The 17,123-nt window shown below is 37.5% G+C and carries 13 protein-coding genes; 11 read left to right on the top strand and 2 right to left on the bottom strand.

All coding sequences use genetic code 11. The annotated features are described in order from the left end of the window. Window positions 1-79 precede the first annotated feature (79 nt). The 10 genes from AC0L5Q_RS00345 (at window position 80) to qhpG (ending at window position 11,902) form a co-directional block, all read left to right on the top strand. Window positions 80-967 carry a LysR substrate-binding domain-containing protein gene (locus AC0L5Q_RS00345; protein ID WP_473613529.1) on the top strand — a complete coding sequence of 296 codons (888 nt, stop codon included), beginning with the start codon at window positions 80-82 and terminating at the stop codon, window positions 965-967. Between the two features lie 180 nt (window positions 968-1,147). After that, on the top strand, window positions 1,148-1,432 hold the full coding sequence (locus tag AC0L5Q_RS00340) for a hypothetical protein (RefSeq protein ID WP_473613528.1): 285 nt from the start codon (window positions 1,148-1,150) through the stop codon (window positions 1,430-1,432). 420 nt (window positions 1,433-1,852) lie between these two features. Next, a complete protein-coding gene (locus AC0L5Q_RS00335; protein ID WP_473613527.1) occupies window positions 1,853-3,541 on the top strand; it encodes an AMP-binding protein in 1,689 nt (562 codons plus the stop codon). 182 nt (window positions 3,542-3,723) lie between these two features. Next, window positions 3,724-5,340, top strand: coding sequence for a quinohemoprotein amine dehydrogenase subunit alpha (gene peaA / locus AC0L5Q_RS00330; protein ID WP_473613526.1), 1,617 nt, complete (start codon window positions 3,724-3,726; stop codon window positions 5,338-5,340). Between the two features lie 11 nt (window positions 5,341-5,351). Then, window positions 5,352-6,794, top strand: a complete 1,443-nt coding sequence (gene peaB, locus AC0L5Q_RS00325; RefSeq protein WP_473613525.1) for a quinohemoprotein amine dehydrogenase maturation protein — start codon at window positions 5,352-5,354, stop codon at window positions 6,792-6,794. Beyond that, entirely contained in the window at window positions 6,791-7,117 is a 327-nt protein-coding gene (gene qhpC, locus AC0L5Q_RS00320; protein ID WP_473613524.1) for a quinohemoprotein amine dehydrogenase subunit gamma, read from the top strand. The genes peaB and qhpC overlap by 4 nt, the downstream gene beginning before the upstream one ends. 4 nt (window positions 7,118-7,121) lie before the next feature. Then, window positions 7,122-8,249 carry a quinohemoprotein amine dehydrogenase subunit beta gene (gene peaD / locus AC0L5Q_RS00315; RefSeq protein WP_473613523.1) on the top strand — a complete coding sequence of 376 codons (1,128 nt, stop codon included), beginning with the start codon at window positions 7,122-7,124 and terminating at the stop codon, window positions 8,247-8,249. Between the two features lie 9 nt (window positions 8,250-8,258). Beyond that, the gene (locus AC0L5Q_RS00310) at window positions 8,259-10,001 is read left to right on the top strand and encodes an ABC transporter ATP-binding protein (protein ID WP_473613522.1); all 1,743 of its coding nucleotides are present in this window, start codon (window positions 8,259-8,261) and stop codon (window positions 9,999-10,001) included. Further along, entirely contained in the window at window positions 9,994-10,665 is a 672-nt protein-coding gene (gene qhpE / locus AC0L5Q_RS00305) for a subtilisin-like serine protease QhpE (RefSeq protein WP_473613521.1), read from the top strand. Before AC0L5Q_RS00310 ends, qhpE begins: the two co-directional genes overlap by 8 nt. Beyond that, window positions 10,655-11,902 carry a flavin-dependent monooxygenase QhpG gene (gene qhpG, locus AC0L5Q_RS00300; RefSeq protein WP_473613520.1) on the top strand — a complete coding sequence of 416 codons (1,248 nt, stop codon included), beginning with the start codon at window positions 10,655-10,657 and terminating at the stop codon, window positions 11,900-11,902. Before qhpE ends, qhpG begins: the two co-directional genes overlap by 11 nt. Before the next feature lie 116 nt (window positions 11,903-12,018). Here qhpG and AC0L5Q_RS00295 read toward each other — a convergent pair whose 3' ends face one another. Together AC0L5Q_RS00295 and AC0L5Q_RS00290 are read right to left on the bottom strand one after the other, a co-directional pair. Next, window positions 12,019-13,425, bottom strand: coding sequence for an aldehyde dehydrogenase family protein (locus AC0L5Q_RS00295; protein ID WP_473613519.1), 1,407 nt, complete (start codon window positions 13,423-13,425; stop codon window positions 12,019-12,021). Between the two features lie 103 nt (window positions 13,426-13,528). Next, complete coding sequence (locus AC0L5Q_RS00290; protein ID WP_473613518.1) at window positions 13,529-15,895, bottom strand: TonB-dependent receptor; 2,367 nt, start codon at window positions 15,893-15,895, stop codon at window positions 13,529-13,531. Window positions 15,896-16,271: 376 nt separating this feature from the next. Here AC0L5Q_RS00290 and AC0L5Q_RS00285 point away from each other — a divergent pair, with 376 nt between their 5' ends. After that, window positions 16,272-16,958 carry a TetR/AcrR family transcriptional regulator gene (locus AC0L5Q_RS00285; RefSeq protein ID WP_473613517.1) on the top strand — a complete coding sequence of 229 codons (687 nt, stop codon included), beginning with the start codon at window positions 16,272-16,274 and terminating at the stop codon, window positions 16,956-16,958. The last annotated feature ends 165 nt before the right edge of the window (window positions 16,959-17,123 follow it).

Genomic DNA, 17,123 nt, shown 5'->3' with positions numbered 1-17,123 from the left:
TACACACCTAAAGCATCCCCTCTATACATGAATAAAATTTATGTTAAATTATAATATCTATTCTATCTTAGGCTAAATAATGGCACTTAAAATACCACCTATTCATTTACTCACTATTTTTGAAGCGGCCGCACGTTTAGAGAGCTTTAAATTAGCCAGTGAAGAGCTATTTATTACACCATCAGCCGTTAGCCATCAAATTAAGTCGCTTGAAGAGCATTTCGGCTTTGAATTATTTCAACGAAAAAGCCGAGGGGTTGCTGTAAATAGCGCAGGGAAAATGTACCTACATTATATTCAGCAAGGCTTAACCGCCTTTGAACAAGGCACAAAAAAAGTCAAGCATCGTCACTCTTCTCCTAGCTTAAAAATATCTTGTTTTAGTACTTTAGCGAGTAATATTATTATTCCGCAAATGGGAGCTTTCCAAGAGGCACATCCAGACATTGATATTCGTATTGAAACAGGTAACCACGTAGCAGATTTAAGATACGACGATATAGACTTAGCCATTAGAGTGGGCGCTGGTAAATGGCCTAATGTTATATCCACTAAAATAACGGATATTGAAATTGCTGCCGTTGCGTCTAAAGCTTTTGTTAATAAGCACAAGCTAAGCAAATTGGAAGACGTTAGCAACGCGCCATTAATAGATATAACCATGATGGACGATATATGGAAAGCGTGGTCAAATACAGTAAAACTCCCCGATATACCTCTTAAACGTTCCATTACTTTTAGCGATTACGATTCGTCTATTAGAGCTGCAATACAAGGATTAGGCTTAGCCCTTGCTATGTTCCCTATGGAAAGAGTACACGAAGAAAATGGTTTACTTGTAAGACCCTTTAACGAAAACCTCTCCTACCCTGAGTCAGTTTATGCGGTTTATCGAGCTGAAGACGAAAAACGCCATGATATTCAATGCTTCTTAAGCTGGCTGAGAAAATCCCCTACTCTACAATAAGATATGCATTTAGATGAATATCATTCACCTAAATGGTGAATATTATCCTTTTGTTTTAAATAGCCGACCTCTTTACACTCAACGACATAGAAAACTTAAAAATATTTTAAGACTTTTTAAAATATTACCTGTGGTTGCTTTAACTTTAGCCTCAGGTTTTAAATAAACTATGGAGTTACCATGTTAAAAATTATTTTCATCGCCGTATATCGTATCTTAATGTGCTTGTTTATTGCCTTACCTATTGTTATTAATTATTTAGTTGATGGCAGTATTATTACTTCGTTTATTTATATTCCATTGTTGTGCTTATTTTTAACCTTTATTGCCATTTACCTTGATGAAAAAATACGTAATATCTTAAATGCTATCAGCTTAATTATTACAACGACTAACGAAAATAAAAACATAGATTTAAGTAATAAAAGAGAGCAGCACACTAAGTCGGTCTCTTCTTTATATTAGGCGTTTAGTTTTTTATAACTTACAAATATTCCCCCTATTAGAGTCTAAAAATATAATATTATAATTTATATAACTAAATAATATTAATAATAAAAATCTTTAACTAAATTAAATAGTTACTCTCCTGTCATACTAACAATCCTCCATATATCTAGTACTTAAATTCTATACAAATTTCGCGTCAATACTCCTCCTCTATTGCAAGTAAATTTAACGCAGAAGTTAGGAAAAATGGCTGCTAGAGAAGCATTTATTAAACCGAGTTCAGGTTAAGTAATATTTATACTTACCAAGCTTTAAGGTGATTATAACTTGAGTTTATAACCTATTTTTTTAAAAAATAAAAATACAGTTGACCTATTTTAAGGTTTACTCTAATGTAAATATAAAAATTATTATAATAATTATGTGGAAATCAAAATGAACAAAATTACAAAAAGCTATATCTGTGGTGAGGGAAGCCAGCAACTAATTTACAATACAATAGGAAACAAATTTGAAGAGATAGCTCATCTGTACTCAAGTAATGATGCGCTAGTGGTTTGTCATCAAGATATAAAATGGTCGTATAAACAACTAAACGAAAAAGTTGATGAACTAGCAACAGGCTTACTTGCTTTAGGTTTGAGCAAAGGCGACCGCTTAGGCATTTGGGGGCCCAATAGTTACGAATGGGTATTAACACAATTAGCTACCGCTAAAATCGGCGTGATCATGGTATGTATTAATCCTGCTTACCGATTATATGAACTTGAATACGCACTCAATAAGGTTGAATGTAAAGCGATTATAAGTGCTGAATCTTTTAAAACTAGCGAATATTTGTTAATGCTCAATGAGCTAATTCCTGAACTCAAAAATACTCAAGCTGGTAAACTCAAATCTAAAAACCTCCCACATTTAACCACGGTTATCCGTATGGGCGATGCTAAAACCCCTGGTATGTATAACTTTAATACTATATGTAAATATGGCGGCCCCAAAGAACAAAACGAATTGGCAGTATTACGAGATTCCTTACAACCTGACGATGCCATTAATATACAGTTTACCAGCGGCACTACTGGCCAACCAAAAGGTGCTACACTTACCCATTGTAATATTTTAAACAACGGTGCACTTTGCGCTAACGGTATGAAATTTACCGACAAAGACCGACTCTGTATCCCTGTTCCTTTGTATCACTGTTTTGGCATGGTTTTAGGTGTACTAGCCTGTGTAAGCCATGGCGCAACTATGGTCTTTCCATCTGAAGCTTTTGACCCCTTAACGACCTTACAGGCCATTGAAAAAGAAAAATGCACTGCATTACATGGTGTTCCTACCATGTTTATTATGGAATTAGAGCACCCTGAGTTTACTAACTTTGACGTTTCATCATTACGTACAGGCATTATGGCTGGTGCTACTTGCCCTGTTGAGTTAATGAATAGCCTGATTAAAAACATGAATTTAAGAAACATTTTGATTGGATACGGCCAAACAGAAGTTAGCCCCCTTAACCATATGACCAAGCCTGACGATTCTTTAAAACACAGAACCCAAACTGTAGGTCGTGCAATACCTTATGTTGAAATAAAAATAATCAACGAACTAGGTCAAGTATGTGAATTAAACGAACCCGGTGAAGTATGTACACGTGGCTACTCTGTAATGAAAGGTTACTGGGGTGATGAAGAAAAAACCCGTGAAACAATTGATGACGCTGGTTGGTTACACTCAGGCGATATTGGCACTATGGACGATAAAGGCTACGTAAAAATTACAGGTCGAATTAAAGACATGATTATTCGTGGTGGTGAAAATATTTACCCAAGAGAAATTGAAGAGTTTTTATACACTCATCCTAAAATCACTGAAGTGCAAGTGTTTGGTGTACTAGATAAAAAAATGGGTGAAGAAGTTTGTGCATGGGTGCAATTAAAAGAAGGCGAACAAGCAACAAGCGACGAAATTATCGCATTCTGTAAAGGCAAAATAACCCATTTTAAAATTCCTCGTTATATCGACTTTGTGACTGAATACCCAATGACAATAACAGGTAAAATTCAAAAATTTAAAATGAGAGAATTAAAACAAGAAGAACTAGATCGCGTAAAAAAAAAGTGACGATCTTAAAATAAACACAAAAAACGATAATCTACATTTTATAAAAATGAAACTTGTCGCTGAAGTTAACAAGCAGACTATTCCTTTTATGGCTTTCTTGACAGAAAAGAATTAAAGGAATAGTCTTAATAAAATAGGTCATTCGTACTATTTTAAATAAATTTTAGACAGAGGGATACATTTTGTTAAAACAAACACTATTAGGTATTACATTAATACTGACCGCCCCACTACTCTTTGCTGCGTCATTAAATAAAGATGATTCTGCAGGAGCTAAATTAATTCGTTCTAATTGCTTAGGCTGCCATGTTCCAACTGATGAAGGCTTAAGCCGTATAAGTTACCAAAGAAAAACGCCTGAAGGATGGGAAATGACCGTCAACAGAATGCGTTTAATGCACGGTTTAAAAATTAACAAAGGTGATTTAGACATAAAAGGCAGCGGCTTACATGAAATTGTTAAATACCTAGCCGACAACCAAGGCTTAGCGCCTAGTGAAACGCAAGGTGTGAGATATTTGCTAGAACAAGACCTAAATCAAATAGAAACACAATTTGATGACGAATTTCAAATTATGTGTGCTCGTTGTCATTCTGGTGCTCGAGTAGCTTTACAGCGCAGAGAACCCAAAGAATGGAACTACTTAATTGATTTTCATTTAGGCCAATTCCCATCTGTTGAATATTCAATGTTTGGCCGAGACCGTAATTGGTTAGGCATTGCACGCAACAAAATGGTACCGCATGTTTCTAAAAAATACCCTTTTGCTAGCAAAGCATGGTCGGCTTGGTCTAAAGCTAAAAAACCTCAACTTGAAGGTCAATGGATCCTTAGTGGTCACATGCCAGGTAAAGGCTATTTCAGCGCTATTATGCAAGTAAATCAAAACAAAAAAGATAATTACGCTTTAAACATTGAAGGAAAATATGCAAACGGTGAAGCGATAAAAGGTACAGGTAGCTCGGTGGTTTATACCGGTTACGAATGGCGAGGTAACATTAACTTTAGTGATATAAGTTTACGCCAAACCCTTGCAGCAAGTGCTGACGGCCAAACATTAACAGGTCGATTTTATCAAAAAGGCCAAGAGCTTGTTGGCATGAGAATCAACGCTATTAAAGATGCACCAAAAACACAGCTATTAAGTGTTTACCCTAATCATATTAAAAAAGGAGAAACCACTACATTAACCATTACAGGTACAGGTTTAAGCTCAGCCTTAAAGCTACCTTCAAGCATTGTTGTTAATAATGTCATTAGTCATAGTGCAAACCGTATGATGGTTAACATTACGGCTAAAAGTGATGCTGATATTGGTTATGCCGACATCAACGTAGGTAAAGCAACACTTACTAAACAATTAGCTATTTATAAACAAGTTAACGCGTTAGAAGTTATTCCTTCTTATGGTGTTTCTCGTGTTGGCGACAACGGTGGCTCTACACCTAAAACCGATACCCTTTTCAGAGCTATAGGTACTGATTACGGTAAAGACGGTATTCCAAACACAGAAGACGACTTAAACCTAGGTTATATAGAAGAAGTGACTTGGCAAGTTGTTCCGCGCGACGAAACAGCTAAGAAAGATAACGACGTTAAGTTTGCCGGAAAAATGAATACCAACACAGGTTTATTCTCACCAGCAAATGCAGGACCAAACCCAGAACGTTACCGAAGTACAAACAACGCGGGTAACTTAAATGTTATTGCAAAATTAACTGAAAACGGAAATGAGATCAGTGGCATAGGTCGCCTACTAGTAACCTTGCAACGCTGGAATAATCCACCACTTAAATAAGGTGATAACGTATGAATTCAACATTAGAAGTCATAGAAAATAATCTTCACCAAGTAGAAGTGAAAGATAAATCGTTTATCTTTCATATTCCAACGACAAGTTTATTTGAACGCGACGAATTAACGGGCGACATATTGTCTTCAATACAAGGACAAGAGAACTTTACTGATACTTCATTAACGCAAGCATTAAGCGGCCGTTATTCAGAAACCGACATTATGTCAGCCTTAGGTGAATTAAAAAGCCTATCGTTAGTGGGTGAAAAAGGCCTAAATAACGGCGTGGAAGAGTTTGTTCCTTTAGCATTAGACAGCGCGCCATTAACAACCGTAGTACTTAGTGTTAATACGGGTTGTAACTTAAGCTGTACCTACTGTTATAAAGAAGATCTTGATGTTCCTTCTGCCGGTAAGAAAATGGACTTTGAAACCGCAAAACAGTCTATTGATATGTTACTGAAAGAGTCGCCCGATCAATCACGTTATAACGTGGTGTTTTTTGGTGGCGAACCTTTATCAAACTTCACCTTAATTAAAGAAGTTATTGCTTACTCAGAAGAAGTGTTTCCAGCAAAAGGTAAAATTGTTGATTTTTCAATGACAACCAATGCAACATTATTAACTGAAAGACACGTAGAGTATTTTGATAAACACAATGTAGGTTTATCAATCAGTATTGACGGGCCAAAAGCCTATCACGACCGTAACCGTATATCTGTTAACGGTAAAGGCACTTACGACACCGTTGCTAAAAAAGCAAAAATGTTGCTTTCAAAGTATCGTAGTCGCCCTATTGGTGCGCGAGTAACCTTAACCACAGGCCTTACCGACATTGATACTATTTGGGATCACCTATTTAATACTTTAGGTTTTAGCGAAGTTGGTTTTGCTCCTGTAACTTCAGGCGATGTTAGTGATTACAACCTTAAGCCCGAAGAACTAGTTGATGTTTTTACTAACATGAAAAAGCTTGGCGAAAAATACCTTGCAGCTGCACTCGAAAACAAAACCATTGGTTTTTCAAACTTGCATCAACTAATCACCGACATTCACGAAGGCACTAAAAAAGCACTTCCTTGTGGCGCAGGTGTTGGTATGGTAGCCGTAGATCATGAAGGTGGCCTTAACCTTTGTCATCGATTTACTGGTTCAGACCAAGCGTTACTTGGCGATGTAATTAATGGCTTAGACAAACCCGTACTAAATGACTTTTTAAATAAAAGACTCGATAAAAATGGTGTGGTTTGTTCTACCTGTAACATACGTAATTTATGTGCCGGTGGTTGTTATCACGAAAGTTACGCTCGCTATGGCGACCCTGCGAAACCTACCCTTCATTACTGTGACCTAATGAGAGACTGGGTAGATTTTGGCATAAAGGTATACACACAAATAATGGAACACAATCCAGCTTTTTACGACACTTATATAGCTCCGAGGAAGGCCCAATCATGAAACACTTAAAAGCAATAAACAACAAAGCTCGCAAAGTTGATGAAGCGGTAAAAACAGGTGAACTTGATGAAGTTATGGCAATGCAATCTCCAGTAGGTTGTACCGCTACCACAGATCCTGGTTGGGAAGTCGATATGTTTGGTAGCGTATCAGGGTTATGTCAACCTATGGAAGCTGACTTATACGGTTGTTCAGACCCTTGTTGGTGGCCTGCTCAAGTACCCGACATGATGAACACCTACCCTGACTGGTCGAAAAATGCCGACTCTGCAACCAAAGACTGGCGTAATCTTGATTCTGTGTATCCCGACGAAAAGGAATAAAACAATGAACAACTTTTACCCAACGTTATTCTTGAGTAGTTTAGTTTTACTGTTAAGTGCTTGCAAAAGCACTAGCTTTGAAAATCAATCCTCTGTAAAAAGTACAGAAAAGGAATTTTTGGTTACCGTAACACGACCAAACACCACACTACATTTAATTGATTTACAAAAAAATGAAGTGATCCGTCAATGTGACCTAACAGCAGGACCCGGCCCTGGTACTTTAGTGATGTCGCCAGATAATTCGATCGTATATATATTAACAGATCATTTTAGTGATATTTACGGTGTTAATATTGATAACTGTGAAGTGGTATTTTCAACACAGCAATCTACCGGAAACATTCGTGTAAAGTCTATTGCATCTATTGCAATAAGCCCTGATGGTAAAGAAATTTATACTCATCAAAATCGTGTAAGACTGATGAATGATCATTACGAATTACTTCCTCCACAAATTGCCGTTTTTAACACCGCAGACGGGCTAAACGTAAAAGCAAACCGCACGTATGATGCCCCCAGACAAATAGTCACTATGGATAGACTAGAGTCTGGTGAGTTGATTATGGGTGGACAAGATATTTTTCTAATGGATATTCATTCAGGTAAGTACGAGATGATTTTACCAAGCTTACACGACAATCAACCGGGTTATTCAGGTAAAGACGTATTAACGGTTTGGCAAATGGGGAAAATTAATAATGAATTTTATCGAATGTATAGTCGAGCTAAATATAACGGTGAAGATGGTGATTTAGCTAACGCTGAATATATATGGGGCCACGAAATAGTTGACTTAAAAACAGGTAAGGCGTCCGCAAAAGATTTTGGGCCTATTGAAACCGTATTGTTTACTTCAATACGTCGTCCAGGTCATCTTAACCGAGTATACGGTACATTGAATGACTTGAAAGAATACGATTCAAATACACAAAAACTCATACGTTCAGTTGATTTACCGTACACCTATTACTGTATTAATTTTTCGCACGATGGATCTAAAATTTATCTTTCAGGTGCCCTTGCTGATGTAGCCGTTTATGACGCTGATACTCTTAAAAACATTGCGACCATTCCCCTTACAGGTGATGGTGCTATGTCAACCAGTATTGTATTTAAACGCCAAGGTTAACAAAGCATAATGAGCTTAGCTGACTTACTTTCAGCAAAAAACTCATCAAACAGTCCTTCTCCAGCAAGAAGGACAGCATTAACGTGGCTATATAGTTTTTTAGCCTTGCATAAGCGCGAGATACTCTTTCTCGCGTTATTTTCTTTAATCACTACTACTCTCGTCGTTTCAGTACCTTATTTAAGTAAATTAATTATTGATCAAGGTTTGTTAAAAAAAGACTTTGACGCCTTGGTTTTATTTTCTTGTAGCTTATTTTTTGTGGGTATTTTAAGTACCTTACTCTCAGGCTACAACCGCATAAAACACACGCAATTATCAGGAAAAATACTGTTTGCGTTACGTGAAGACGTCTTTCAACATTTACAAAAATTACCGAGCACTTTTTATCATAACCAACGTGTTGGCGATATATCTTCTCGAATTGATCGCGATGTGGCTGAAATACAGCGCTTTGCTGTAGACACTTTGTTTTCAACCTTCTCTGCTATTCTAGGCTTAAGTGCAGCCACCATAATGATGATTCATTTACATTGGCAGTTATCGCTTATTCTTTTGGTTTTGATCCCCTTTGAGCTTTTTTACTTATTTAAAATGAGACCTAAAGTTGAACGTAAAAACATTAAAGTACGCGAAAGCGCGGCTGATATTTCGTCATTCTTTGCTGAAAAAATTCCTGTCATTAAGTTTATTCAATCCTCTGGTGCTGAAAAACAAGAGCTTGATAAGCTGGGGCAATTAAACCATAGCTTTTTAGGTAAACTTATTTCACTGCAAAAAACAGAATTTTGGACATCAGCCATACCCAGCACTTTAGTGTCGCTGTCACGCGCGGTTATTTTTTTAATCGGTGGCTATTGGGTTATTGAGGATAGTTTTTCTTTAGGTTCGCTTATTGCTTTTACAGCTTATGTTGCTATGGCCATAGGCCCTTTACAATCGCTGTTAGGTTTATATTTGGCATGGCAACGACTTACGGTGAGCTTAGACCGAGTGAGCTTTTTACGCCAGCAACCACTAGCACAAAACAACGAACAATTAGCGCAAGCCCACACCCTACCCAAACAACTAAAAGGTGACATAACGCTAACCTCTTTATGCTTTGGCCATACGCCACAATCTGAAATTTTTAACCATGTAAACATACATATTCCTGCAGGCAGTAAAGTCGGTATTGTTGGGCAAACTGGTATTGGTAAATCAACTTTACTCGATTTACTACAGTGCCATTTATTACCTCGTTCAGGCTCCATCGAAATTGATGGGATAAACCTCGCCAATGTAAAAGTGCAAGAATGGCGAGAACGGATAGCTATCGCACCGCAAGATCCCGTGATATTTAGAGACAGTTTTGCCAATAACATTCGTTATGGTCACCCTCAAGCTTCTGACACTGAGGTATACAACGCCGCTATTTCTGCAGGTTTAGAATCACTTATTTTAAAAATGCCAGACGGAATAAATACCACCATAAGTGAACGCGGTACAGCCCTTTCAGGAGGAGAAAAACAACGTATTGGGTTAGCACGAGTTTTACTAAAAGATCCTGTTATTGTTATTTTAGATGAACCCACATCAGCAACAGATCAAGTAACTGAAAACCATATCATTGAACAAATTGATCAGCTATTTGCTAACACAACACGCATTATTGTTAGCCATAGCGGTAAACCTATTGCCAACGCCGATATGTTAATTGAAATAGCCTCATCATCACTTAACGTAACTAAAACTGAGAAATACGATGCTTAAAGTAGGAATTATCGACAGTGGCTTACCACCTGCTTATTCTTATTGTGTAGAAGAAGTAAAAGATTTTACTGGTAATCAGGCTATAATAGATCAATTAGGCCATGGAACAGCCGTAACTCATATTATTGGTCACAACCTACCAGCTAGCATTATTGCTGCCCGTGTTTTTCACGATAAATTAGTATGTACCCCCTCTCAAATAGCCGAAGCAATACACTGGCTAATTTCAATGAAAGTTAACATGATTAATATGAGTTTTGGGCTACGAAACGATCGCAGTATATTACGAGAAGCTTGTGAAAAGGCCTTACGAAAAAACATTATATTAGTAGCTGCCGCACCTTCGCAAGGCGATCCAGTATATCCATCAAATTATAATGAAATTATAAGAGCGACAGGTGATGCTCGCTGTAAACCCAATGAAATTTCTTGGTTAAATTCACCACAAGCTGATTTTGCCGGTTACTCGGGTAAACCCCATTTAGGTCCTGCTGGTGCAAGTATTGGTTGCGCGTCGGTAACCGCCGCTATTGCACAAATAAAAATGAAATATCCACACTATAATCAAGCCGAGATAATTAAAGCTTTAAAGCAAAGAGTAAACCATCAAGGAACGCAACGAGACAGTTCAAGAATAGCTGTTGGGCAACGTCATGATAAATAACCAACAGACCCAAATTGCCGTACTTGGCTGTGGCCCTGCTGGCATAGTCACCGCATTAGGTTTAGCTAAAATGGGTTACAACGTTTGTGTAATAGCGAATGTTAGGCGACATAATGTAACCGAAGGCATTTCTGAACGAGTGTATCAATCACTATCATATTTAGGTGTACAGCACGCATTAAAAACAATCAGTCCCCCTATTCCTCGAAGTGTGAGTTGGAATGGTTCTCATAGTGCAGCAAACACAGAGCGGCTCATTAGAAGAGTCGATTTTGATACCGCATTATTAAAAGATTTAGCCAATGCTAATATTCCCTTTTATGATGAAACTATTCTCAAGGTAGAAAAGCAAAACAATCAACAGTGTGTTTTATGTAAATCAGGTAAAACCTTTATTACTGATTTTATTGTTGAAGCCAGAGGCAGAGCTGCGCCACTGACTAAAAGCTCTCATATTAAAGGAGCAGACTCTCTTTCTATTTGTCAAAATTGGAAAACTACACAGCCATCATTAATGTCGCCAGAAGCGATGGCTATTAGTATTGAAAATGGTTGGTTGTGGTTAGCCAATAACGGCAAAGGCAATATTTTCACTCAAGTCAGTATTAGCGCTAAAAGTAATACAGGCGCTGCAAACGATAAGCTTTCATCCTTCATACATAAACTGGTTTTATCAAGACCTGAGTTAACCCATATAACACCTTACATTAAGCCCGACGGCAAAGTACTCGCTCGTTCGAGTACTCCCATTTTTAATAAAGCGCCGATAGAAGAAGGTGTGTTATGTGTAGGTGATGCGGCTATGTCTGTTGATCCTCTTTCTGGTAATGGTATATTTCAATCTCTGTCGTCAGCACTTATTGCTCCTGTGGTTATTAATACTTTATTTCATAAACCAGAGAACAAGCTATTAGCAGAAATACTTTATACAGAGCGCTTAAAGCATCTATTTTATCGTTTTAGCCGAATAGGTAGAGACTTCTACAAAATGGAATCTAGTTGGCAGCAACATCCTTTTTGGCAAGAACGATGCGCATGGCCAGATCAACAACCTGCTCATCACGAAAAAGACCGCATTATGAGCGTTAGAAAACGTCCTGTTATTAATGGCCATTTTATTGAAGAGAAAGAGGTGGTTATTACTGCGGAGCAACCATTAGGGATTTGGAAAATTAATAACCAAAATGCGGTTGATGTAATGAGTGTGCAATTAAAACAGTTAAAGTTAATTAATTAAAATCAATACCCTACAAATAAAAAAGCCTTGCAGCTCAAAATAAAATCTACAAGGCAAAACAATATGAAATAAAAATTATGCAAATGAAACTCTTTACATTAAACATTATTAACGTACTAAGCCTTATTAATGTTAATAATTTTACAAGCGGTAAACTCTTTAACACCTTCCTTACCCCATTCAGCTCCTACGCCAGATTCTTTTGCCGGTGCCATATGAATTTGAGGACCAAAAGCACAATGTTGATTAATCCACACAGTACCTGTATCTAATCGAGCCGCCACTTGTGATGCTCTTTCAAGGTTAGATGACCACACTGAACCACCTAAGCCCATTTTACTGTTATTAGCACTGGCGATAACATCATCTAAATTAGAGTATTTAACAATAGGTAATACTGGGCCAAAAGGTTCTTCATCAACTAAAATACAACCATCTTTTAAGTCTTTAATAACCGTTAACGGAATAACATAGCCGGGTTGATCTGATGCTTCACCACCCGCAATAACTGTACCTTCTGCTTTACCTGCAGCAATATAAGATAATACTTTTTCGTACTGTGCTTTGTTTTGCACAGGACCAAATTGCACGCCTTCATCCATACCATTACCTACAACCGCGTTATTGGCTAAAGTAGCAATTTCATCACACAACTCATCATAAATAGATTCGTGCACATATAAACGTTTTAGGGCAATACATACTTGGCCACTATTAATAAAGGCACTACCAAAAATACCCGGTGCAATCGTTTTCGGGTCAGCATCATCAAGTACAATTGCAGCATCGTTACCACCAAGCTCTAACGTTAAACGTTTCATGGTATCGGCTGCACTTTTCATAATCGCTTTACCTGTTGGAGTAGAGCCAGTAAATGAAATTTTAGCAATATCTGGATGCGAGGTAAGTGTTGGTCCTAAATCATTATCATCAACAATAACGCTAACCAAACCTTCCGGCACTATATTCGCAATAATACGACCTAAAATAAGTGTAGAAACCGGTGTAGTTGGTGCCGGTTTTAAAATAATCGCGTTACCTGTTACAAGTGCAGGAGATAATTTATAAGCAGCGATTAATAACGGAAAATTCCAAGGAATAATACCAGCTACAACACCTAGCGGCGTCCGGTACTCTTCAACTCGATTAGTTTCAGTTTCTTCTAATACTTTAACTGGAAATTCGTGTGAAGCGAGTGAACGACAAAAGGCTTCAGCAAATTGTACTTCCATACGAGAAAAATCGAGTACTTTACCTTGCTCTAAGGTGATGGTTTTAGCGAGTTCTTCCGCATTTTCGGCTATAGCATCGGCTATTTTATTAACAACGGCTCTGCGCTCTGCTTCAGGTACATGCTTCCATAATAGTTGAGCTTTTTTTGCTGCAGCAACAGCTATCATTACATCTTCCTTACTGGCTCGAGGTACTGTAGCAAAAACCTCTTCAGTGGCAGGATTAATAACATCTAAGGTTTGTTTACCTTCAACAAGTTGCCCTGCGACTAACATTTTATATTGGTTCATAATTCTCCCCTTTAGGTAAAAGTACCCTAGTTTTTAATGATATTTTTACAATTTATAGCCCTTTAACTGAATAATCAGATAAAGGGCTCCAACAAATTATTTATTATTCGAATCTGTAATTAACCGACACTCCCCACCAACGAGGCGAACCGTAATAACTTTCAGTTAAACCAAAGCCAGCTTGTGCAGGCGTACCCGATAAATCTAACGCCATGGTTCGATATTCTTTATCTGTTAAGTTATTTACAAAAGCAGCAACCGTCCAAGTATCGTCAGCATTGGTATAAGACAGCCGTGCATTAGATAAAACATAAGAAGATTGATGACCTACTGGCGCATTTTTAAGTTGGAAATAGTGATCCGACAAGAACGTAGCGTCAAACTGCACCGCCATAAAGCCTTCCATCACTTCCCACTCATAGCGAACTAATGCGTTGGCATTCCATTCAGGCGTCATAATCGCGCGTCGATCAAGTAACTGCCCGTCAGGTTGTCTAAAGGCATCTTCAACATTGTTATCGATGTAAGAAAGCCCTGCCATAATATCTAAACCGTCCATAGGATTTGCTTGAATTTCAACTTCAGCACCTTTGACCACTGAGTCAGTATTGAAAACAAAAGTGGTTAAACCCTCTAACCTAAAGGCTTGGTAGTCTTGATAATCGTAATAATAAGCTGCACTGTTAATTCTTAATTTGTCATCAGCAGAAGACCATTTAAGCCCTAATTCATAAGCATTTAATATTTCTTCATCAAACCTCATGTCTTCTACACTGCCGTTGAGTGGATTACCGTCAAAAAGATCAGTTGGATCAAGTGGAGCATTATAACCACCCGCTTTTACGCCGCGGTTATAGCCTAAATACATCAAGGTATTTTTGTCCATTTTCCAATCAAGCTGTAATTTACCCGTAATTAAATCGTCATCAATGCTTTCGTAAGTACCCTGTTCAGTTAAGTCGAACACAGCACCTAAACCGCCACCACCAGCACCTGCAGGACCATAATGAAAGTAATCAATATCTGCACCCAAACCAAAAGCATCGTTTGATACAACATTAGAAGAAGCCGCTGAATCAAAAAGTGAAAAGTAAGTTGTTAAATTGGCATCTTTTTGTTCGTTTGACCAACGAAGGCCAGCTGTAAATGACAACGTATCGGTAATGTCTATTTCTGCTTGAGCAAATAATGCCGTTGTTTTAGTTTCTGTTTCAAAAGGCGTGTTTAAACCAAGATGATTTAATGAGGTATCGTTAAGACCAAATCCAGGAAATTGAGCTGAGAAAAAGTTTTGTGCTGCACCACCATTGGAAAATTCACCTTCAATATCAAGGTAAAAAGCGCCCACTACCCAATCAACCGTGTCGGTAAATCCACCTACACGAATTTCTTGAGAAAACTGCTCTAAATCACTCTTTAAAAAGAATGCAAAAAAGTCATTAGGTGATGCGTCGGAATCTTCTAGGTAATCTTTTTTTAAGGTTGAATAATCGGTGATAAAGGTAACGTCGTACTCACCAAAATCCATTGTAATATTGTTGGTAGCGCCTGCGGTTTCTAGCCGGTTGTAACCAATAACGTTATAAGCCCCCGCGTGAACATCATTATCAGTGTCTTGATAAGAAGGAGCTAAAGAATCGCCCGTTGCCTGTAAATCAGGACCATCAAAATGTTCACCTAAACCTGTTACAGGGTTTAAACGTGCCGAACTGTGTTCAAAAAAACCTGAGTTAATGTCTTGTTCGCCAGCTCTTAAGCTAATCAGCCACTCAATATCTTCAAAACTTTCAATCAGTAACTGACCTCTTACCCCCCAATCGTTACCGTTATTTAGGTCTGTACCAATACGGTTTTCAATATAACCATCATGCTTGTTTTTAACAAAAGATAAACGTCCTGAAATGTCTTCGGTAAGTCCACCACCTATAGCACCTTCAAACCTGCGTTGGTTGTAAGCACCTAACGTTAAATCTACATAACCTTCAACATCACTGGTTGGTTTTTTAGTAATGTAATGAACAAGACCACCCGTTGCATTACGGCCAAACAAAGTACCTTGTGGGCCGCGTAATACTTCAGCTCGTTCCATATCAAATAATTGGAACCCTGCTCCTGATGCTGCACTGATATAAGCTTCATCAAGGTAAATAGCTACAGGTGATTCTTGATGGTCACCTGAGAAATCGTTTTGGCCCACACCACGAATACTTACAAAAAATGATGATGGACCATTGGGTTGAATGGTTGTAACTCCTGGAGCCATTGCAGTAACTTGCTGCGCATTGTCTAAACCTAATGCATCCATTTGGTCCCCACTTAACGCTGTTACTGCAATACCTACGGACTGTAATGGTTGAACTCGTTTTTGAGCCGTGACTTCTATTTTTTCAATAACTGATGCTGATGTACCGGCGGAGAGAACGCCTAAACAAGCAGCCATAGACATAACCAATTTTGATTTTTTAAACATCTTTAATTCCCCATAATAAATTAAATTTATTAACAACTAACAGAGCGTTAACTTTTATTATTTTTTTCAAAGTGCTAACCCCCTTTGCTCTGCATTTTTTATTAATGATTTTTCAAAGCGGCATGAGTAGTGTGTTTTTTAAGCATCATTACGCATAAATCAACTGTAGAACAAACCCAATTTTAGGTCAAGCGTATTTTTTATTAGTACAATCGTATTTATATTTTTATGTAGTTAAATTTAATTTTTAATCTTATATTTCAAAACATTAAGTAATATGAAAATAGTCTTAAATATATTTTCACTATTACCATAATTGATTTATCATAAAGCAACGTATACATTCTAATATTAGTGTTATCAGAAAAGGGTTGATGTGACTTACAAAGCGGTTTCCAAGGGCTACACCAAAGGTGAAAGGCGAATAAAAATTATTTTAGAAGCTGCAGAGCAATTATTGATTGATAGTGGCTATCATAATTTTTCAATGCGAAAAGTTGCCACTAAAGCTGGTGTAAGTGTTGGCAATTTACAGTATTATTTTCCGTCAAAAGATAGCTTATTAGAATCTTTACTTGATCAGGTTATTCAAAATTATTTAGACACATTTGAAAAGTTTAGAGATAATTTATCGCCTAAGGAACAGTTCATAAAAATAATAAAAGCCGTTGTAAAAGATCTTAAAACAAAGCACACCACCGTATTTTTTCCTGAGCTTTGGAGTATGGCAAATCATGAAAAACACGTCAGTAAGATCATGGATAATATGTATGGTAAGTACCGTGCAATAGTTGCCGATATTATTAAAGATATTAACCCTAAACTTACCGACTTGCAGGCGCAGCGTTTAAGTTTATTTATAACTTCATCTCTTGAAGGCCATACCATTTTTATCGGTTACAAAAAACCATGGGCAAAAGAAACAGAGAATATGTTAAATATAGCGATGCAAAGTTTCTTTTGGTTAATTGAACATGGTCAAATACCTGTTGAAGAATGCTCAAATCAGAAAAACATTTCCACAACCGACAAAGAAATGGTATTAGCTAATATTGACGTATAAGTCCTTTAAAATAGCGCTTAATCATAAGCGCTATTAAGGTCTGTTGAACTTTCATATTTAAATTTTGTTCTAATTAAATGCTAGTTGCTCGCAGCGCAAGAAGTGTAGCCTAGTTGTTCTATATAAATTCCTTGCTACAATGAGCAAGAAACATTTAAACGGCAC

Source organism: Pseudocolwellia sp. G5-9 (assembly GCF_055808995.1).
Note: the sequence above shows the minus strand (reverse complement) of the source record. Positions and strands in the feature narration are given on the sequence as shown.

Excerpts from the sequence above, each read along its gene's own strand:
- AC0L5Q_RS00345 (WP_473613529.1), top strand. The coding sequence starts at position 80 with ATGGCACTTAAAATACCACCTATTCATTTACTCACTATTTTTGAAGCG.
- AC0L5Q_RS00340 (WP_473613528.1), top strand. The coding sequence starts at position 1,148 with ATGTTAAAAATTATTTTCATCGCCGTATATCGTATCTTAATGTGCTTG.
- AC0L5Q_RS00335 (WP_473613527.1), top strand. The coding sequence starts at position 1,853 with ATGAACAAAATTACAAAAAGCTATATCTGTGGTGAGGGAAGCCAGCAA.
- peaB (WP_473613525.1), top strand. The coding sequence starts at position 5,352 with ATGAATTCAACATTAGAAGTCATAGAAAATAATCTTCACCAAGTAGAA.
- qhpC (WP_473613524.1), top strand. The coding sequence starts at position 6,791 with ATGAAACACTTAAAAGCAATAAACAACAAAGCTCGCAAAGTTGATGAA.
- peaD (WP_473613523.1), top strand. The coding sequence starts at position 7,122 with ATGAACAACTTTTACCCAACGTTATTCTTGAGTAGTTTAGTTTTACTG.
- AC0L5Q_RS00310 (WP_473613522.1), top strand. The coding sequence starts at position 8,259 with ATGAGCTTAGCTGACTTACTTTCAGCAAAAAACTCATCAAACAGTCCT.
- qhpE (WP_473613521.1), top strand. The coding sequence starts at position 9,994 with ATGCTTAAAGTAGGAATTATCGACAGTGGCTTACCACCTGCTTATTCT.
- qhpG (WP_473613520.1), top strand. The coding sequence starts at position 10,655 with ATGATAAATAACCAACAGACCCAAATTGCCGTACTTGGCTGTGGCCCT.
- AC0L5Q_RS00295 (WP_473613519.1), bottom strand. The coding sequence starts at position 13,425 with ATGAACCAATATAAAATGTTAGTCGCAGGGCAACTTGTTGAAGGTAAA.
- AC0L5Q_RS00290 (WP_473613518.1), bottom strand. The coding sequence starts at position 15,895 with ATGTTTAAAAAATCAAAATTGGTTATGTCTATGGCTGCTTGTTTAGGC.